Source organism: Massilia sp. Masssp94, from assembly GCF_059491305.1.
Window position 1 is genome coordinate 4,051,963 of sequence record NZ_CP168501.1, and the last position, 18,957, is coordinate 4,070,919.

13 protein-coding genes are annotated in these 18,957 nt (G+C 68.1%); 8 read left to right on the forward strand and 5 right to left on the reverse strand.

Annotated features, from left to right (window positions below; all coding sequences use genetic code 11):
• Positions 1-9: 9 nt before the first annotated feature.
• The 4 genes from ACEN9G_RS17935 (at position 10) to ACEN9G_RS17950 (ending at position 6,724) form a co-directional block, all read left to right on the forward strand.
• Complete coding sequence (locus ACEN9G_RS17935) at positions 10-1,767, forward strand: DEAD/DEAH box helicase (protein ID WP_413337649.1); 1,758 nt, start codon at positions 10-12, stop codon at positions 1,765-1,767.
• Positions 1,768-1,967: 200 nt separating this feature from the next.
• Entirely contained in the window at positions 1,968-3,305 is a 1,338-nt protein-coding gene (locus tag ACEN9G_RS17940; RefSeq protein ID WP_413340757.1) for an MFS transporter, read from the forward strand.
• Positions 3,306-3,374: 69 nt separating this feature from the next.
• Positions 3,375-5,015 (forward strand): alpha-D-glucose phosphate-specific phosphoglucomutase, encoded by a 1,641-nt coding sequence (locus ACEN9G_RS17945; protein WP_413340755.1) that lies wholly within the window; start codon positions 3,375-3,377, stop codon positions 5,013-5,015.
• A 26-nt stretch (positions 5,016-5,041) separates the two neighbouring features.
• Positions 5,042-6,724: an alpha-amylase family glycosyl hydrolase gene (locus tag ACEN9G_RS17950; RefSeq protein ID WP_413340754.1), complete on the forward strand. Its 1,683-nt coding sequence runs from the start codon at positions 5,042-5,044 to the stop codon at positions 6,722-6,724.
• A gap of 34 nt (positions 6,725-6,758) precedes the next feature.
• Here the strand turns inward: ACEN9G_RS17950 and ACEN9G_RS17955 are convergent, their stop codons facing one another.
• Complete coding sequence (locus tag ACEN9G_RS17955; protein ID WP_413340752.1) at positions 6,759-7,358, reverse strand: response regulator transcription factor; 600 nt, start codon at positions 7,356-7,358, stop codon at positions 6,759-6,761.
• Complete coding sequence (locus ACEN9G_RS17960; RefSeq protein WP_413340750.1) at positions 7,355-9,463, reverse strand: sensor histidine kinase; 2,109 nt, start codon at positions 9,461-9,463, stop codon at positions 7,355-7,357. Before ACEN9G_RS17960 ends, ACEN9G_RS17955 begins: the two co-directional genes overlap by 4 nt.
• A 134-nt stretch (positions 9,464-9,597) precedes the next feature.
• On the opposite strand from ACEN9G_RS17960, the gene ACEN9G_RS17965 reads away from it, so the two are divergent.
• The 3 genes from ACEN9G_RS17965 to ACEN9G_RS17975 all read left to right on the forward strand — a co-directional run bounded on the left by ACEN9G_RS17965 (position 9,598) and on the right by ACEN9G_RS17975 (position 13,841).
• A complete protein-coding gene (locus ACEN9G_RS17965; RefSeq protein WP_413340748.1) occupies positions 9,598-10,950 on the forward strand; it encodes an MFS transporter in 1,353 nt (450 codons plus the stop codon).
• Positions 10,951-11,101: 151 nt separating this feature from the next.
• On the forward strand, positions 11,102-12,970 hold the full coding sequence (locus tag ACEN9G_RS17970; protein ID WP_413340746.1) for a glucokinase: 1,869 nt from the start codon (positions 11,102-11,104) through the stop codon (positions 12,968-12,970).
• Between the two features lie 67 nt (positions 12,971-13,037).
• The gene (locus ACEN9G_RS17975; protein WP_483127740.1) at positions 13,038-13,841 is read left to right on the forward strand and encodes a DMT family transporter; all 804 of its coding nucleotides are present in this window, start codon (positions 13,038-13,040) and stop codon (positions 13,839-13,841) included.
• 101 nt (positions 13,842-13,942) lie between these two features.
• On the opposite strand, the gene fabF is transcribed toward ACEN9G_RS17975, so the two are convergent.
• Positions 13,943-15,211 (reverse strand): beta-ketoacyl-ACP synthase II, encoded by a 1,269-nt coding sequence (fabF, locus tag ACEN9G_RS17980; protein ID WP_483126813.1) that lies wholly within the window; start codon positions 15,209-15,211, stop codon positions 13,943-13,945.
• A gap of 128 nt (positions 15,212-15,339) precedes the next feature.
• Here fabF and ACEN9G_RS17985 point away from each other — a divergent pair, with 128 nt between their 5' ends.
• Positions 15,340-16,350 carry an AraC family transcriptional regulator gene (locus ACEN9G_RS17985; protein WP_413343104.1) on the forward strand — a complete coding sequence of 337 codons (1,011 nt, stop codon included), beginning with the start codon at positions 15,340-15,342 and terminating at the stop codon, positions 16,348-16,350.
• On the opposite strand, the gene ACEN9G_RS17990 is transcribed toward ACEN9G_RS17985, so the two are convergent.
• Together ACEN9G_RS17990 and ahr are read right to left on the reverse strand one after the other, a co-directional pair.
• Entirely contained in the window at positions 16,338-17,828 is a 1,491-nt protein-coding gene (locus ACEN9G_RS17990) for a pectinesterase family protein (RefSeq protein WP_483126814.1), read from the reverse strand. The two genes, ACEN9G_RS17985 and ACEN9G_RS17990, sit on opposite strands and share 13 nt — an antisense overlap.
• Before the next feature lie 85 nt (positions 17,829-17,913).
• Positions 17,914-18,936: an NADPH-dependent aldehyde reductase Ahr gene (ahr, locus tag ACEN9G_RS17995; protein WP_413343107.1), complete on the reverse strand. Its 1,023-nt coding sequence runs from the start codon at positions 18,934-18,936 to the stop codon at positions 17,914-17,916.
• Between the last annotated feature and the right edge of the window lie 21 nt (positions 18,937-18,957).

Genomic DNA, 18,957 nt, shown 5'->3' on the forward strand with positions numbered 1-18,957 from the left:
TATTCCTCCATGCAAGACACACAGCTCCCGACCTTCGCCGACCTCGACATCCCCGCACCCATCCTCAAGGCACTGAAGGAGGTCGGCTACGAGACGCCATCTCCGATCCAGGCGGCCACCATTCCTCTCCTGATGGAGGGACGCGACGTGCTGGGGCAGGCGCAGACGGGTACCGGCAAGACGGCCGCCTTCGCGCTGCCCGTGCTGTCGCGCATCGACGTCAAGAACCCGGCCGTGCAGGCCCTCGTGCTCGCGCCCACGCGCGAGCTCGCGATCCAGGTCGCCGAAGCCTTCCAGAGCTATGCCGCGCACCTGAAGAACTTCCACGTGCTGCCGATCTACGGCGGCCAGAGCTACGGCCCGCAACTGTCGGCGCTGCGCCGCGGCGTGCAGGTCGTCGTCGGCACGCCGGGCCGCGTCATCGACCACCTCGACAAGGGCTCGCTCGACATCTCGCAGCTGAAGACCCTCGTGCTGGACGAAGCGGACGAGATGCTGCGCATGGGCTTCATCGACGACGTCGAGCGCATCCTGCAGGAGACCCCGCAAGGACGCCAGACGGCACTGTTCTCGGCCACGATGCCGCAGCAGATCAAGCGCATCGCCAAGACCTACCTGAACGAGCCGAGCGAGGTGACGGTCGCCGCCAAGACGACGACGGCCACCAACATCACCCAGCGCTACTGGCTCGTCGCGGGCATGCAGAAGCTGGATGCCCTCACGCGCATCCTGGAAGCGGAGCCGTTCGACGGCATGATCGTCTTCGCGCGCACGAAGCTCGGCACCGAGGAACTGGCGTCCAAGCTGCAGGCGCGCGGGTTCGCGGCGGCCGCCATCAACGGCGACATGGCCCAGCAACAGCGCGAGCGCACGATCGAGCAGCTCAAGAACGGCAAGATCGACATCCTCGTCGCCACCGACGTCGCCGCGCGCGGCCTGGACGTGGAGCGCATCAGCCACGTGATCAACTACGACGTGCCGTCCGACCCGGAAAGCTACACGCACCGCATCGGCCGCACGGGCCGTGCCGGCCGCAGCGGCGACGCGATCCTGTTCATCACGCCGCGCGAGCGTGGCCTGCTGAAGGCGATCGAACGCGCCACGCGCCAGCCGGTGGCGCCGCTTACGCTGCCCACCATCAAGGCCGTCAACGAAGTGCGCATCACGAGGTTCAAGGAGCAGATCGGCGAGACGCTGGCCGCGGGCGGCCTGGACGTGTTCCGTTCCCTGATCGAGGACTTCGAACGCGAGCAGAACGTGCCCGCGATCGACATCGCGGCCGCGCTGGCCAAGCTGTATCGCGGCGACGAGCCGCTGCTGCTGGAAAAGCCCGATCGCGAGCCCAAGCCCGAGTTCCGCGAACGTGAGGAGCGTCCGGCACGTCCTACGCGCGCGACCTTCGCCGACGAGCGTCCGGCGCGCGCGGGCAGGGAAGGATTCAAGAAGGAACGCGTCGAGCGCGCGCCGGAGCCGGGCATGGCCACGTACCGCATCGAGGTAGGCCACTTCCACGGCGTCAAGCCGGGCAACATCGTGGGCGCCATCGCCAACGAAGGCGGCGTGCCGTCGAAGGAAATCGGCCGCATCGAGATCTACGACGACTTCAGCACGCTCGACATGCCGGCCGACCTGCCGCGGGACCTGCTCGACCACCTGAAAAAGGTGTGGGTGGCGGGCCAGCAGCTGGGCATCACGCGCGACGGCCAGGAACCGCCGGAGCAAAAGCCGGCGAAGCGCAAGTTCGCCGACAAAAAGCCCCGCAAGTAAAACACCGGGGTCAGAGCCCGATTTTTGGCAATTGCTCAAAAACGGGCTCTGACCCCGAAGTGTCGATCTGTTGTTTGACTACATTTTCTGTGGCTTCCCTTTAGATTGCGGGCTGTTATCGCATTGACACCCAGAAAACCCCATGTTACTTTGCTACATGTAGCAGCCTGGCAGGAGTCCAGGCGCGTAAGGGGACCCAGATGGAAATGCAAACACATGCACTCAAGCCGCGGCTGACGTTCTGGCAGCTGTGGAACATGAGCTTCGGCTTCTTCGGCATCCAGTTCGGCTTGGCGTTGCAGAACGTGAACACGAGCCGGATCTTCGCCACGCTCGGCACGTCGATGGACGACCTGGCCCTCGTCTGGCTCGCGGCGCCCGTCACGGGCCTGCTCGTGCAGCCGGTGATCGGTTACCTCAGCGATAACACGTGGCACCCGCGTTGGGGCCGCCGCCGTCCGTTCTTCTTCCTCGGCGCCGTGCTGGCCGCAACGGCCCTGTTCCTGATGCCGAATTCCGTCGCCGTCTGGATGGCCGTCGCCATGCTGTGGCTGATGGATGCCTCGATCAATATTTCGATGGAGCCGTTCCGCGCCTTCGTCGGCGACAAGCTCGACACGTCGCAGCAGACCGCCGGCTTCGCGATGCAAACCTTCCTGATCGGCTGCGGCGCCGTGATCGCATCGCTGCTGCCGATCGTCTTCACGAACTACCTCGGCGTCTCCAACGTGCCCGTCGACGGTGGGGTGCCGGATTCGGTGCGCTACTCGTTCTACGTCGGCGGCGCCGCGTTCCTGCTGGCCGTGACGTGGACCGTGTTCACGTCGACCGAACTGCCGCCGCCGGACCTCCACCGCTTCGAAGCCCAGCGCAAGCATTCGCGCAGCTTTAGCGTCGCGCTGCGCGAGATCATGGGCGGCTTCGCGCACATGCCGAAGACGATGGTGCAGCTGGCGTTCGTCCAGTTCTTCTCGTGGATCGCGCTGTTCGCGCTGTGGATCTATACCGGTCCCGGGATCGCCGACAACGTCTACAACACGACGGATCCGCTGTCGCCGGGCTACCAGGACGCGGGCAACTGGGTCGGCGTGATGTTCGCCGTCTACAACGGCATGTCCGCCCTGGCCGCGTTCGTGCTGCCCGTGCTGGCACGCCGCACGAGCCGCAAGGCGTGCCACGCCGTCTGCCTCGCGATCGGCGGCCTGTCGCTGGCCAGCGTGTTCTTCATCCACGACAAGCATCTGCTGCTGATCCCGATGCTGGGCGTGGGCGTGGCGTGGGCAAGCATCCTCACGATGCCGTACGCGATCCTGGTCGCCGCGCTGCCGCCGAACCGCATGGGCTATTACATGGGCCTGTTCAACTTCTTCATCGTGATTCCGCAGATCGTCAGCGGCCTCGTGCTCGGCTGGTTCACGAAGCATATGTTCGGCAACCACGCGGTACTTACGCTGGTGCTGGGCGGCGTGTCGATGGTCATCGCGGCCGTGCTGGCGCTGTTCGTCACCGACCGGGCGGAACGCGCCGCGCACCGATAGCGGCGCCATCGTCGGGACGAGTGTCGTATCCTTACGGGTTTGACAACAAACCCCCGACAGGAGCTAGACATGACAATTCAGACGATCGCGACGACCCCGTTCGCCGGGCAACGCCCCGGCACGTCCGGGCTGCGCAAGAAGGTGACGGAGTTCCAGCAGCCCGGCTACCTGGAAAACTTCGTCGAGGCCATCTTCCTGACGCTGGGCGCGCTGGGTAATGTGCAGGGCCGCACCCTGGTGCTCGGCGGCGACGGCCGCTATTTCAACCGCGAAGCCATCCAGACCATCCTGCGCATGGCGGCCGCCCACGGCGTGGGCCGCGTGCTCGTGGGCCGCGGCGGCATCCTGTCCACGCCCGCGGTCAGCTGCGTGATCCGCAAGCGCGCCGCGCTCGGCGGCATCGTCCTCTCGGCCAGCCACAATCCCGGCGGTCCCGACGGCGACTTCGGCATCAAGTACAACATCGACAACGGCGGCCCGGCACCCGAGAAGATCACCGACGCGATCTACGAACACACGAAGACGCTGACGTCCTACCGCATCAGCGACGCCGGCCCGGTCGACCTGGACAAGATCGGCAGCATCCGCCTCGAAGACATGGAAGTCGAGGTGATCGATTCCGTGGCCGACTACGCCGAGCTGATGGCCGGCCTGTTCGACTTCGACGCGATCCGCGCCCTGTTCCAGCGCGGCTTCACGATGCGCTTCGACGGCATGCACGCCGTCTCCGGCCCGTACGCGAAGGCCATCATCGAAGGCATGCTGGGCGCGCCCGCGGGCACCGTCGTCAACGCCGAGCCGCTGGAAGATTTCGGCGGCCACCACCCGGACCCGAACCCCGTCAACGCGGCCGACCTGATCGCGCTGATGGACGGCCCGGACGCGCCCGACTTCGGCGCCGCATCGGACGGCGACGGCGACCGCAACATGATCGTCGGCCGCAAGCTCGCGGTGTCGCCGTCGGACAGCCTCGCCATCATCGCCGCCAATGCGACCGCCGCACCGGGCTACCGCGACGGCATCAAGGGCATCGCGCGTTCGATGCCGACGTCGCAGGCCGCGGACCGCGTGGCGGCCGCGCTGGGCGTCTCCTGCTTCGAGACCCCGACCGGCTGGAAGTACTTCGGCAACCTGCTCGACGCGGGTCTCGCCACCTTGTGCGGCGAAGAGAGCTACGGCACGGGCTCGATGCACATCCGCGAAAAGGATGGCGTGTGGGCCGTGCTGTTCTGGCTGAACCTGATCGCCGCGACGGGCAAGTCCGTGGGCGAGATCGTGCAGGAACACTGGGCCCGCTTCGGCCGCAACTATTATTCGCGCCACGACTACGAGGCCGTGGACGCCGCCGCCGCCAACGCGATGATGGACGACTTGCGCGGCAAGCTCGCATCGCTGGCAGGGCAGACGCTGGGAGACTTCCGCGTCCAGCTCGCCGACGATTTCACCTACACCGACCCGGTCGACAACTCCGTGTCCACGCGCCAGGGCGTACGCATCGTCATGACGGACGGCTCGCGCATCGTGCTGCGCCTGTCCGGCACCGGCACGGAGGGCGCCACCGTGCGCCTGTACCTGGAACGCTACGAGGCCGACCCGGCCCGCCACAACCTCGACACCCAGCAGGCGCTGGCGCCGCTCATCGCCATCGCGGAGCAGGTGTCGAGACTGAAGGAGCGGACGGGCCGCGAGCAGCCGAGCGTCGTCACCTGATTTCCACTCACCACACAGGACCCCGCATGAAACTACCCGTTCTCGCCGCCTCCCTGATGCTCGCCTTCGGTGCCGCCTCGGCCGCGCCCGACCTGTCGCCGGTCAAGGGCAAGCCGTTCACCTGGGATAACGCGACCGTCTACTTCGTCGTGATCGACCGCTTCAACAACGCCGATCCGTCGAACGACCACGCCTACGGCCGCAAGAACATTGCTGCCGTCGCGCGCGGCTTCATGGGCGGCGACCTGGCCGGCATCACGGCCAAGATCAAGGAAGGGTATTTCACGGACCTGGGCGTGGACGCGCTCTGGATCTCGCCGCCGGTCGAGCAGATCCACGCGTCGACCGACGAGGGCACGGGCGTCAGCTACGGCTTCCACGGCTACTGGGCGCGCGACTTCACGGCCGTCGACGCCAACGCCGGCACCGCGAAGGACGTGCGCGACCTCGTCGAGGCGGCGCATGCGCGCGGCATCCGCGTGCTGCTCGACGTCGTGATGAACCATACCGGTCCAGTCACGCCTGAAGACTCGGTGTGGCCGGCCGACTGGGTGCGCACGTCGCCGACCTGTACCTTCAAGGACGTCAAGGGCACGGTCGATTGCACGCTCGTGAAGAACCTGCCGGACTTCCGCACCGACAGCAATGCGAACGTCGACCTGCCGCCGTTCCTCGTCGCGAAGTGGAAGAAGGAAGGGCGCTACGAGCGCGAAACGAAGGAGCTGGACGACTTCTTCAAGCGCACGGGCTACCCGCGCGCGCCGCGCTACTACCTGATGAAATGGCACGCCGACTGGGTACGCAAGTACGGCTTCGACGGCTTCCGCGGCGACACCGTCAAGCACACGGAACCCGGCGTGTGGAAAGACCTCAAGAAGGTCGCGAGCCAGGCCTATGAGGATTGGAAGCGCACGCCGGCCGGCAAGGAGGGCATCGAAAAGATCGGCAACCAACCGTTCTTCATGGTGGCCGAAGCGTACGGCCACCCGATCGCGGACGGCCGCCCGTTCGCCTACGACGACGGCACGAAGGTCGACTATTACGACAACGGCTTCGACAGCATGATCAACTTCGCGCTGCCGGGCGACGCAACCCAGAGCTACGAGACGCTGTTCTCCAAGTACTCGGGCCTGCTGAACGGTCCCTTGACCGGCGTGACGGTCCTGAACTACCTCGACTCGCACGACGACGGCCACCCGTTCGATGCGATGCGCGCGCACCCGTTCGAGGAAGCGAACAAGCTGCTGCTGGCACCGGGCCAGGCCCAGGTTTATTACGGCGACGAGACGGCGCGCGTGCTGAAGATCGAAGGCGCAACCGGCGATGCGAACCTGCGCTCCTTCATGAACTGGGACCAGTTGAAGAACAACGCCCAGGTGGGCCTGCACGGCGTGGCCGAAGTGCGCGACTACTGGGCGCGCCTGGGCCGCTTCCGTCATGCGCATCCGGCCGTGGGCGCGGGCGTGCACCAGATGATCGCGTCCAGCCCGTACACGTTCAAGCGCACGTACGAGAAGAACGGCGTCTCCGACCGCGTCGTCGTCGCCCTCGACCTGCCGCAGGACCGTACGGTGGCCATCCCCGTGGCCGGCGTGTTCGGCGACGGGCAGACGGTGCGCGATGCGTACACGGGCAAGACGGCCGTCGTCTCGGGCGGCAAGGTGCAGTTCGATACGCGCGCGCCGGTGGCGCTGATTTCGCAGGATTAATCCAGGCGTCACGCGTGGGCGGGGGCCGCCCACCCTACCCCAGCCACGGGTGGGCCGCCAGCCACCGTCCCAACTCGTTATCGTTCGCGCACTGCAGCTTGCTGAAGATGTTCGCCCGGTGCGTCTCCACCGACCGCGGCCCGCATGGCGGCACGAGCAGCCGCGCGATTTCCTTGTTCGGCTGGCCGAGCCCCACGAGCCGCGCGACTTCCCGTTCGCGCGGCGTCAGCTCGGCCCACAGCCGCAGCGCGTTCGCCCGTCCGCGTGCTTCCGCGATGGCGGCCGGCAGTTTGTCGAGCAGGTGCTGCGTGTCCGGCTTTTCCACCCAGTCCCACGCGCCCTGGCGCACGGATTCCAGCGCGGTCGGGATGTCGCCGTGACCGGACAGGAACAGCGTGACGAGCGGGCTGTGTGCCGCGCGCAGGCGGTCGAACACGGCCAGGCCGCTCATACCGCCCAGGCGCAGGTCGAGGATCAGGCAGCCCGGCTGGCGCATGTCGACGGCGTCCAGGAACGCTTCTCCCGATTCGAACGCCTGCACGGCGAGTCCTTGCGAGAACAACAGCACCAGCAGGGAGCGGCGCAGGGCTTCGTCGTCGTCGACGACATAGAGCGTGAGTGGGATGTCTTTCATGGCGCGATCGGAAGCGTGAAGGAAAAGGCGGCGCCGCCGGCGGCAGGGTTCTCGACGGTCATGGAACCGCCGTGGGCCTCGACGATGGTGCGGCAGATGTTCAGTCCGAGCCCCAGGCCGTCGGGGCGGGTGGTGAAGAACGGCGCGAAGATCTGCTCCAGCTGTTCGGGCGGGATGCCCGGGCCCGCGTCGGTGACGGTGACGCGCACGCCCTGGTCCACGCGCCGGCATGCGACGTCGATGCGTCCGCGCGGGCGATCCTGCATGGCATGCATCGCGTTGTGGATCAGGTTCACGAGCACCTGTTCGAGCAGGACGCGGTCGCCGCGCACGAGCGTGTCACCGGCGTCCAGCGACAGCTGCAGCGCGATCCCGGCCTGCTGCAATTCCGGCTTGAGCAACTCCACCGCATGCGCGATGACGCCATCGACCGCAAGGTTTTCGTAATGCCCCCGCTTGGGATTGATGAACGCGCGCACCCGCTTGACGATCTCGCTGGCGCGCTTGCTCTGTTCGACGATCTCGTCGAGCGCGCCGGCCAGCATGTCGGGCGGCGCGGACTGCGCGGCGAGGGCGCGCGCCGCGACGGCGAAGTTCGACAGCGCCATCAGCGGCTGATTGAGTTCGTGCGCGAGCGTGGACGCCATCTCGCCCACGCTCGCGAGGCGCGCGCTGCGCTGCAGGCGCACTTCCTGGTCGCGTTGGCGGGCCTCGGCCTGCTTCTGCGCCGTGATGTCGACGACGGAACTCATCCAGCCGCGGTGCACGCCCTGCGCGTCCACGAGCGGCGCCGTGTAGACCATCGTGATCACGTCGTGGCCGTCCTTGTGGCGGATGCGCGATTCGAAGCCGTGCGGCGCGGCGCGGCCCTGCAGCGCGTCGGCGCTTTCGCGCTCGTGTTTTTCCTGGTCGTCCGGATGCCAGTAGGGATACGGCGGCCGGCGGCCCAGCAACTCGTCCGCGCTGTAGCCCACCATCGCGCACAGGGCCGGATTCACGTAGATGATGGTGCCCTCCGGGTCGCGCGCGCGCATGCCCACGAGGAGCGAATCCTCCATCGCCTTGCGGAACGCGTGCGCTTCTTCCAGGTCGCGGGTGCGCTCCTCGACCCGGCGTTCCAGTTCGATGCGGGCCGAGCGCTGCTCGCGGAAGCGCTTTTCGCGCAGGCGCCAGTACAGCACGCCGAGCAGCAGCAGCGCGACGGCCAGCGCGGCCAGCATCAGCGCCAGCTGGCGCGCCTGCACGACTTCCTTCATGTCCGTCGTGACGGTCAGCGTCCAGCCCAGTTCCGGCAGCGGCGTGTCCAGCGCAAGCAGGTCGAGGCGGCGGCCGCCGACGGTCGTGTGCACGACGAAGCCGGGCGACGCCCCGCGCGTCTCCGTCTGCCACGGCAACACGTAGAACCGTTCGCGGTTGCCGTACTGGCGGTGTTCGGCGATCCAGTGCAGGTCGGCAGCGGACACGGGCCGGATCGCGTGGAACAGCCAGTCCGGCACGGCGGAGAGAAAGACGATGCCGCGGCTGTCGCGCAGCACCACCGGGTCGGCGCCGCGCATCCATGTGGCCTGGAGCGGCTCCAGGCTGATCTTCACGACGACGACGCCCAGGATGGCACCATGCGCGCGCACGGGTTCCGCGATGAACAGGCCGGACTGGCCCGTCGTGAGGCCGAGGCCATAGAAGATGCCGCGCCGGCCCTGCACGGCATCCTCGAAGTACGGCCGCTGGCGGTAGGACTGGCCGACGAAGCTGGACGGCTGGTTCCAGTTGCTGGCCGCGAGCGTGAGGCCCGCGCGGTCGACGAGGAACAGCGCGGCGGCGCCCGTCGTCGCCTGCAGGTCGGCGAAATAATCGTTCACGCGCGCCCGCAGCGCGCCGTCGCGCGGGGTGCGCAGCAGGTCTTGCACGTCCGGGTGGCGGGCCGCCGCGTGCGGCAGGAAGTCGTGTTTCTCGACGAGGCCGCGCAGCCCCAGCACGTGCGCGGCCGCGGCCTGGCGCAAGCCTTCCGTCTTGGTCTGCAGCTCGTGGCGCTCGGCCCAGTTCCCCGACGCCGCGATGACGGCGAGCGCACCGGCGCCGATGAGGAGGTTGAGCAGTTTGGGCATGACGCCAACGATAGCAGTTGCGCGGCCTTTAGAAAACCGCCTCCGTAGTTTTACGGAGGAGGGCGCGCCGGAAGTTGCGGATGTGCGCGTGGCCTCCGGCTGGGATAGTGGGCATACCAAAAGAGGAGACAACCATGAACACCATCACATCCAAGGCCGGCGCCCAGGCAGCCGCCGGCGCCGGCGAACGCATTTCCGGCGCGCGCCTGAAGGCCATCTTCATCGGCTCGGCCGGCAACCTCGTCGAGTGGTTCGATTTCTACTGCTACTCGGCCTTCGCGCTGTACTTCGCGAGCTCGTTCTTCCCCAAGCAGGACCCGACGGCGCAGATGATGTCCACGGCGGGCATCTTCGCGCTGGGCTTCTTCGTGCGCCCGATCGGCGGCATCCTGTTCGGCCACATCGGCGACCGCCTCGGCCGCAAGACGGCGCTGATGACGTCCGTGCTGCTGATGTGCTTCGGCTCCCTCCTGATCGCCTGCGCGCCGACGTATGCCGCGGCCGGCATCCTGTCGCCGTGCATCCTGCTGCTGGCGCGCCTGCTGCAGGGCCTGAGCCTCGGCGGCGAATACGGCGCCAGCGCGACGTACCTGTCGGAGATGGCGGACTCGAAGCACCGCGGCTTCTACAGCAGCTTCCAGTACGTGACGCTGATCGGCGGCCAGCTGCTGGCGCTGATCCTGCTGCTCGTGCTGCAGAACTTCCTGCTCGACGCCGGGCAGCTGCGTGCCTGGGGCTGGCGCATCCCGTTCTTCACCGGCGCCTGCCTCGCGCTGCTGGCCCTGCGCATGCGTCACAACCTGCCGGAGACCGGATCGTTCGAGGCCGCGCGCAAGGAAGCGAAAAAAAGCGCCAAGCCGATGGGCGGCCTGAAGCAGCTGGCCCAGCATCCGCGCGAAGTGCTGCTGGTGATCGGCCTGACGATGGGCGGCACGCTCGCGTTCTACGTCTACACGACCTATATGCAGAAATTCCTGCGCCTGTCCGTCGGCCTGACCGACTCGCAGACGACCGCCGTCTCGGCCGCGTCGCTGCTGTTCGCGATGTGCCTGCAGCCGCTGTACGGCGCGCTGTCGGACCGCATCGGCCGCAAGCCGCTGCTCATCGGCTTCGCGCTGCTGGGCACCCTGTTCACCGTGCCGCTGTTGACCGGCATCCGCCACGCCAGCGGCCCGTGGCAAGCGTTCGGCCTGATCGCCTGCGCCTGGCTGATCGTGTCCGGCTACACCTCGATCAACGCGCTGGTCAAAGCCGAGCTGTTCCCGGCCTCGATCCGCGCCACCGGCGTCGGCGTGCCGTATGCATTCGCCGTCTCCGTGTTCGGCGGCACGGCCGAGTACCTGGCGCTGTGGTTCAAATCCGTCAGCCTGGAAAGCGGCTTTTACTGGTACACGACGGCCGTCATCGCCTGCACGCTGGTCGTCTGCTGGTTCATGCGCGATACCGGCGCGCTGTCGAAGATCGACGCGGAAGCGCGCGGCCAATAAGCGCCGGCGTTGTCGATGTGGAAAGAGCGGCCCTGCGGGGCCGCTTATTTCGTTGTAACCACCCGAATCGGGTCATAATCGCTTTTTGGTGCATTTCAATCAATGGTATCCTACGCGCAATAGAGGAGACCTTCGCGAGAAGAGCAACACCATGACGCTTGAGCCCGACACCGAACAGAAGCACACCCGCGCCGCGTATTCCGACGGTCCGCGCCTGCTGGCCGACATCGGCGCGACCCATGCGCGCTTTGCCCTGGAGATCGCGCCGGGCGTGCTGCGCAACGTGGCCGTGCTGCTGTGCGACGACTATCCGGGCATCGTCCCGCTGCTGAACGCCTACCTGGCCCAGACCCAGGCCCAGAGCGGCCATGTCCGCATCACCCACGCGGCGTTCGCGCTCGCGAACCCGATCAGCGGCGACTTCATCCGCATGACCAACCGCGACTGGCAGTTCTCGACGGAAGAGGTGCGCCGCACGCTCGGCCTGACGACGCTGCTGATCGTGAACGACTTCACGGCGCTGGCGATGGCGCTGCCGGGCTTCAAGCCGGAAGACCTGCTGCAGATCGGCGGCGGCAAGCCGATCGCGAATGCGGTGGCCGGCGTGCTCGGTCCCGGCACCGGCCTGGGCGTGTCCGGCGTGATCCCGACAGTGGACGGCTTCGTCACCCTCGGCAGCGAGGGCGGCCACGTCAACTTCGCGCCGGCCGACGAGCGCGAATTCGCGATCCTGCAATACGCCTGGCGCGAATGGCAGCACGTGTCGAACGAGCGCCTGATCTCCGGCCCCGGCATGGAAATCATCTATCGCGCGCTCGCGCTGCGCAACGGCGTGGAAGCACCACAGCGTGATGCGGCCGCGATCATGGCGGCCGCATTGGACCAGAAGGATCCGCTGTGCCTGGAAGTGCTGGAATGCTTCGCCGGCATGCTGGGCGGCGCGGCCGCGAACCTGGCCGTCACGCTGGGCGCGTTCGGCGGCATCTTCATCGGCGGCGGCATCGTGCCGCGCATGGCCGAGTGGTTCAAGACGTCGCCGTTCCGCACGCGCTTCGAAGCGAAGGGGCGCTTCTCCAGCTACCTCGCGCAGATCCCGACGTACGTGATCATGATGCCGACGCCGGCGCTGTACGGCGTGTCGAGCATCCTGTCGGAACACCTGCGCAACCGCAGCGGCGCAAACACGCTGATGGAGCGCGTGCAGCACCTGCAGGCGGAACTGTCGCCGGCCGAGCAGCGCGTGGCGCAGCTCGTGATCGAGCATCCGCGCAAGGTCCTGTCCGAGCCGATCGCCGAGATCGCGAAGCTGGCCGACGTCAGCCAGCCGACCGTGATCCGCTTCTGCCGTTCGCTGGGCTTCGCGGGCCTCGCCGACTTCAAGCTGAAGTTCGCGGGCAGCCTGACGGGCACGATCCCCGTGCGCCACAGCCAGGTGCGCATGACCGACAGCACGCACGACCTGTCGGCGAAAGTCATCGACAACACGGTGTCCGCGATCCTTAGATTCCGCGACCAGCTGGACGTGAATTCGATCGACCGCGCCATCGACATCCTGCGCAAGGCGAAGCGCGTCGAGTTCTACGCGATGGGCAATTCGCGCGTCGTGGCGCTGGACGGCCAGCACAAATTCTTCCGCTTCCGCATCCCGACCTCGTCGTACGGCGACGCGCATTTGTTCGCGCTGGCGGCCGAGCTGCTGGGACCGGGCGACGTCGTCGTCGCCATCTCGACGACGGGCCAGCTGCCGGAACTGCTGGACGCCGTCGACGTCGCGCGGGCCGCCGGTGCCGACGTCATCGCCATCACGAGCAGCAAGTCCCAGCTGGCGCGCAAGGCGAGCGTGTGCCTCGCCGTCGACCACAGCGAGGACAGCACGACGTTCCTGTCGATGATCTCGCGCATCCTGCAACTGCTCCTCATCGACATCATGGCCGTCGGCATTTCGCTCGGCCCGGCCGGTGAAGCGGCGGAGGGCGACAGCGAACGCCGCCGCCTGCTCATTTCCCACCTCGACATCTGACTTGGACCGTCCTGGCGCGCGCAGATCGAAGGAACCGGCCGCCACGATCGCCTTGACGGCATTGGCGATGGCCGCGTTCGCGGCCAACTCGCTGCTGTGCCGCATCGCGCTCCGTGACACGCACATCGATCCCGCGACCTTCGGCGCCATCCGCGTGACGTCCGGCGCGCTCGTGCTGGCGCTCGCGATGCGCGTGCGTGCGCGTCCGGCGGCAAAGCCGGACTGGCGCGCCGCCGCGATGCTGTTCGCCTACGTGGCCGCGTTCTCGTTCGCCTATCTCACCTTGCCGGCAGGGACCGGCGCGCTGATCCTGTTCGGCGCCGTCCAGCTGACCATGTTCGCCGTGGGCCTCGCGGGCGGCGAGCGGTTCGCGCCGCGCGGCTGGACGGGCCTCGCGCTCGCGCTGGCCGGCTTCATCGTCCTCGTATTGCCGGGCGTGGCCGCGCCGCCGCTGACGGGCGCCGCGCTGATGGCCGTCGCGGGCATCGCGTGGGGCGCGTACTCGCTGCGCGGGCGCGGCGTGCCCGACCCGCTCGCGGCCACGGCATCGAACTTCCTGCGCGCCACGCCGCTGGCGTTGGCGCTTGGCCTGATGTGCGCGGCACGCGCGCAGGCGGATGCGGCCGGCGTGCTGCTCGCGATCGCATCCGGTGCGCTCACGTCGGGGCTCGGCTACGTGATCTGGTATGCGGCGCTGCGCGGGCTGTCGGCACTGCAGGCCGCGAGCGTGCAACTGTCCGTGCCCGTGATCGCGGCCGTCGGCGGCACGTTGTGGCTCGATGAAGCATTCACGACGCGGCTGCTGGTGGCCGTCGTGGCGATCCTGGGCGGGATCGCGCTCGTGCTGACGGACAGGGCGCGCAAACGTTAGTCCTGCAGCCCAAAAACGTCATTCCCGCGGAGGCGAGAATGCAAGTTTGCCGGCGTGGTCACGCAAGCGGAATTGGGTTCCTGCCTTCGCAGGGACGACGACTAGCGCCGCCGGAACAGCAGGCTCGCGTTGACGCCGCCGAACCCGAACCCGTTCGAGATCGCATACTCCGTCGCGATCTTGCGCGCCGCGCCCGCAACGATGTCGACGCCTTCCGCCGCCGCATCCGGCTGCTCGAAGTTGAGGGTCGGCGGCGCCACCTGGTCGCGCAGCGCGAGCACGGTGAAGATGGCTTCCACGCCGCCGGCCGCGCCGAGCAAATGGCCGGTCGCGGACTTCGTGGCCGAGACGGCGGGACCGCGGCCCGCGCCGAAGATGGTCTTGATGGCGGCGAGTTCGCTGGCGTCGCCCACCGGCGTGGACGTCGCGTGCGCGTTCAGGTGCCCGATCCGTTCCGGCGCCACGCCCGCCTGCCGGATCGCGAGGGCCATCGCGCGCCGTCCGCCGTCGCCGTCTTCGGGCGGCGACGTCATGTGGTACGCGTCGGCGCTCGTGCCGTAGCCGACCAGTTCCGCGATCGGCACGGCGCCGCGGCGCAGCGCGTGCTCCAGGTCTTCGATGACGAGGATGCCGGCGCCTTCGCCCATCACGAAGCCGTCGCGCGCCGCGTCGAACGGACGGGATGCCTGCGTGGGATCGTCGTTGAAGCTCGTGGACATCGTCCGGGCGGCGGCGAAGGCGCCGAAGCTGACCCGGTCGATGCAGGCTTCCGCGCCGCCGCACACGGCGACGTCGGCCTCGCCGGCGCGGATCAGGCGCGCGGCATCGCCGATGGCCTGGGCGCTCGCGGCGCATGCCGTCACGGGCGCGCCCAGCGGGCCGCGCAAGCCGTGGCGGATCGAGATGTGCCCGGCCGCCATATTGGCGAGGAAGCTCGGCACGGTGAACGGCGACAGGCGGCGCGGGCCGCGGCCGTCCGTGGTCCGCACGGCTTCCACGACGGCGCCGAAGCCGCCGATGCCGGACGCCACGATGGTGGCCGTGCGTTCGCGCTCATCGTCGGTCTGCGGCTGCCAGCCCGCCTGCTGCAAGGCTTCCTGCGCGGCGGCGAGGGCGAACATGCTGAACCGGTCCATCTTCTTCTGGTCCTTCGGTTCCACGACGCGGTCGGGATCGAAACCCCACGGGCGGTCTTCCGCCAACGCGGGCACGACGCCGGCGACCTTGGCCGCGATCCCTTCCGTGATGTCCTCGGACAGGCCGGCCAGGCCGGACTCGCCGCTCAACAGGCGCGCCCACGCGGCTTCGACGCCACATCCCAACGGCGATACCAGGCCCATGCCGGTCACGACGATACGTTTCGCAGTCATTCCATGCTCTCCAACGGTTTGCAAAATGCGCCATATGACGCAGAATTCAAGCGCCAGTATATGGAGGTGGCGTCGTAAAAGTTGGTGGATCGCGCCAATCAATATGCAAAACACGCCATAATCACAGGATGATCACCCTCTCTGCCCACTTCCTGCACGGGATGCTGTACGCGATACGCACCCGGCATGGCGCCGCCGTCGCGGCGCAGGCGCTCGCCGGCGCCGCCATTCCGCCATCATTGCTCGACCAGCCCGACGCGCGGCTCACGCGCCAGCAATACGTCGCGCTGTACCGGACGATCGCGGCGACGCTCGACGACGAGATGCTGGGCCTGTGGTCGCGGCCGATCCGGGGCGGCACCCTGAAATACCTGATGCTCAGCCTCCTGGATGCGCCGACGGTGCTGGTCGCGCTGAACCGCCTCGTGCGCTTCTGGAACCTGCTGCTGGACGACTACCGGCTGCAGATCTCGACGAAGAACGACCTGGTGCGGCTGGCGCTGGTGGAGCGGGCGCCGGGGACGCCCGTCACGCCACTGGCCCACGAGCTGATGGTGAAGCTGATCCACGGGATCGCATCGTGGCTGCTCGGCCGGGAGCTCGGCCTGCACCGCGTCGAATTCCGTTTCCCCCGCCCGCGGCACGCGGAAGACCATGCGCTCCTGTTTCCCGGCGAGGTGCGCTTCGATGCGGACATGACGGGCATCGAGTTCGCCTACCAGGATTGCGCGGAACAGTTCAGGCGCGAGAAGCACGAGTTGTGGGCATTCCTGAAACGCGCGCCCGAAGACTGGACGTTCAGCGCCGGCCAGCGCGGCACGCTGATGGCCAGGACGCGCGCGTATCTCGAGCAGCACATCGCGCAGCCGGTGACGATCCAGGATCTCGCGCAGGCGCTGCACGTCTCCGTGCGCACGCTCAACCGGCGCTTCGCGGAAGAGGGCACGCGCTTCCAGCTGGTGAAGGACGGCCTGCGGCGCGACATCGCCGTCCACCGGCTCGCCAATTCGAACACGGGCGTGGCGGCGCTGGCGTTCGACCTGGGCTTCGCCGACGCCACCGGTTTTTGCCGCGCCTTCAAGCAGTGGACGGGCAGCAGTCCGACCGATTACCGCAAGGGGAGCCGTCAGGGCGAGTGAGGCGTCCAGCCGCCCAGCACCCAGGCCGGATCGCGGTAGTGCGCGATCGTGTCCGCGTCGCGGTCCTTGTCGAGCCGGCGCGATGCCGGATGCCGCTTGCCGACGTCCACCGGCTTGCCGTCGGCAGCGCGGCTGTTGAATTCCAGGAACCGCACGTGCGACGCATCGCCGTCGACGGGGCCCCAGCCTTCCGGCGCGATGCCGACCAGGGTCGCATCCAGCAGCACCGCTTCCGCATACGGATAATTGCGGCCCTTGTTGTCGGGCAGGCGCGCCAGCACAGTCTCGCCGCCGGTCGCACGGAACGTGCAGTGGTCGAACACGTTGCCGTGATTCGCCTGCGTATTCCGGATCCACATGAACGCGCCGCGCGAGACGATCTCGCAGTGGCGGAAGTACGCGGGACCGCGGCCGAGGATCGTGTCGCCGGTGCCCGTCAGGCGGATGTTCTCGAAGTACGCGCTGCCGTTCGTCTGCAGCGCGTCGCCCGCGCCTTCGATCGTCACGTTCTTCACGATCGTGCGCTCGCCGTTGAGCAGCAGGCCTTCCGCCTGGCCGTTCGCCGTCGTCGCGATGGTCAGGTTCTCCAGCACCATGCCGCGTACATGGTCGAGCGCGAACGCCGCGCGCCGCGACGGGAACGTGCCCGGCAACTCGTTCGTGCCGACGTTCGGCGGATGCGGGTTGAACACCTCGTTGTTCGCGTAATGGATGCGTACGCCGTCGCGGCTCTCGCCTTGTACGGTGACGTCGTGCTTGTTGCGGGCGTAGACGATCTCCTCGTAGTCGCCGTTCTTCACGAAGATCGTGACGCGGCCGGCGTGCCGGTCCGGTACCCAGTCGAGCGCGCCCTGCACGGTGTCGAAATCGCCGCTGCCGTCCGCCGCCACGGTCACGCGGCGCGCATCCGCGGCCGGCGCACGGGCCTTCGTCGTGAAGCGCCAGTCGTTGACGCCCTTGAAGCTGCCGTCGGCCACCGTCAGCACGCCCGGGTCGATCCGCACGTAATACGTCTTCCCGTAGCGGAGCAGGTTATGGTGCGGGGTGATCGTGGCCGCGTTGCCGTGCACGATCACGGGATAAAAATGAAAACCGTCCGTGAAGCCGCCGATGATCGTCAGCTGGTAGTTGCCCGCGGCAGGCTGGACGCCCGGTGCGGACGGCGTGCCCGGCGTCGTGCCTGCATTGGTCCGGCGCGGCCCGCCGTAGTCGTAAGTCGTGGCGAGGTAGGGCGGATACGGGCCGGGCGCGCGTTCGGTGGGGCCGGGCGGGATGCCCAGGTCCAGTTCGTCGACGAGCTTGTCGTCGGCCGCGTCGTAGATGCGGATCCTGCCGGCGTGGCCGATCGTCGGCGGGCTGGCGAAGCGGAGTACCAGATGCGTGTCCGGATTGACGTCGGTGGCGCCGTTCGGTGGAAACTGGGGCGCGGCACCGGCCGGGGTGCAGAGGGCGAGGACGGCGAGGAACGCGAGCTTCATGGGTCTCCGTGGTGGGCAGCCTGTCGTCGGACCATTGTAGAGCGGCTGGACCAATGTTGCAATCGGTCCAGCCGCGCTGTCGTCGTCAGTCGAAATCCGCGTCCAGCACGATCCGGTAGCTCGCCTTGCCGGCACGCAGATGGTCCATCGCGTCGTTCACGCGGCGCATCGGGAAGTGCTCGACCTTCGGCGCGACGTGGTGGTGGGTCGCGAAGCGCAGCATCGTGTCGATCTGGGCGCGGCTGCCCGTCGGCGACGCGGAGATGGCGCGCTGGCCCATGATCAGGCTCATGACCTGCACCGGCACGGGCTGCAGCACGGCACCGAGGAAGTGCAGGCGGCCGCCGGGCGCGAGCAGGGCGATGACGGCGTCCCAGTCGAGCGGCGCGTTGGCCGTGATGAATACGAAGTCGAAGCTGCCGGCCAGGCGCTGCATGTCGGCGTCGGACCGGCTCGAGGCCGTGTGATGGGCGCCGAAGCTCAGCGCTTCCTGCACCTTGCTGGGCGACGACGTGAACGCCGTCACGTCGCAGCCCCAGGCGTGGGTGAACATCAGCGCCATGTGACCGAGGCCGCCGATGCCGAACACCGCCACGCGCGCCGTCGGCGGCACGTGCAGCTGCAGCAGCGGCGCGAACACGGTGATGCCGCCGCACAGCAGCGGTCCGGCGTTCTGCGCCGCCAGCGCGCCGGGAATCGGGATGGTCCAGATCCAGTGGGCGCGCACGCGGTCGGCAAAGGCGCCGTGGTGGCCGACGATGGTCGCCTGCACGCTGGCGCACAAGTGAAAATCGCCGCGGAGGCAGGCCGCGCAGTGCTGGCAGCTGCGCACGTTCCAGCCCACGCCCACGCGCTGGCCGATGGTGAGGCCCTTGGCCGCGGCGATGGCGCCGAGCGCGGCCACGCGGCCGATGGCTTCGTGGCCGGGCACGAACGGGTACGCGGTGATGCCCCATTCGTTGTCCAGCATGGAGAGGTCGGAATGGCAGACGCCGCAATGCTCGACCTCGACTTCCACGTCTTCCGGTCCCAGCGGGCCCGGGTCATATGCGAACGGTGCCAAAGGGCCGCCGGCGGACTGGGCGGCCCATGCGCGAATATTGCTCATGCCAGTGCTCCCGTGTTGAGG

Coding starts and splice junctions, on each gene's coding strand:
- ACEN9G_RS17935 (WP_413337649.1), top strand. CDS start 10: ATGCAAGACACACAGCTCCCGACCTTCGCCGACCTCGACATCCCCGCA.
- ACEN9G_RS17940 (WP_413340757.1), top strand. CDS start 1,968: ATGGAAATGCAAACACATGCACTCAAGCCGCGGCTGACGTTCTGGCAG.
- ACEN9G_RS17945 (WP_413340755.1), top strand. CDS start 3,375: ATGACAATTCAGACGATCGCGACGACCCCGTTCGCCGGGCAACGCCCC.
- ACEN9G_RS17950 (WP_413340754.1), top strand. CDS start 5,042: ATGAAACTACCCGTTCTCGCCGCCTCCCTGATGCTCGCCTTCGGTGCC.
- ACEN9G_RS17955 (WP_413340752.1), bottom strand. CDS start 7,358: ATGAAAGACATCCCACTCACGCTCTATGTCGTCGACGACGACGAAGCC.
- ACEN9G_RS17960 (WP_413340750.1), bottom strand. CDS start 9,463: ATGCCCAAACTGCTCAACCTCCTCATCGGCGCCGGTGCGCTCGCCGTC.
- ACEN9G_RS17965 (WP_413340748.1), top strand. CDS start 9,598: ATGAACACCATCACATCCAAGGCCGGCGCCCAGGCAGCCGCCGGCGCC.
- ACEN9G_RS17970 (WP_413340746.1), top strand. CDS start 11,102: ATGACGCTTGAGCCCGACACCGAACAGAAGCACACCCGCGCCGCGTAT.
- ACEN9G_RS17975 (WP_483127740.1), top strand. CDS start 13,038: ATGGCCGCGTTCGCGGCCAACTCGCTGCTGTGCCGCATCGCGCTCCGT.
- fabF (WP_483126813.1), bottom strand. CDS start 15,211: ATGACTGCGAAACGTATCGTCGTGACCGGCATGGGCCTGGTATCGCCG.
- ACEN9G_RS17985 (WP_413343104.1), top strand. CDS start 15,340: ATGATCACCCTCTCTGCCCACTTCCTGCACGGGATGCTGTACGCGATA.
- ACEN9G_RS17990 (WP_483126814.1), bottom strand. CDS start 17,828: ATGAAGCTCGCGTTCCTCGCCGTCCTCGCCCTCTGCACCCCGGCCGGT.
- ahr (WP_413343107.1), bottom strand. CDS start 18,936: ATGAGCAATATTCGCGCATGGGCCGCCCAGTCCGCCGGCGGCCCTTTG.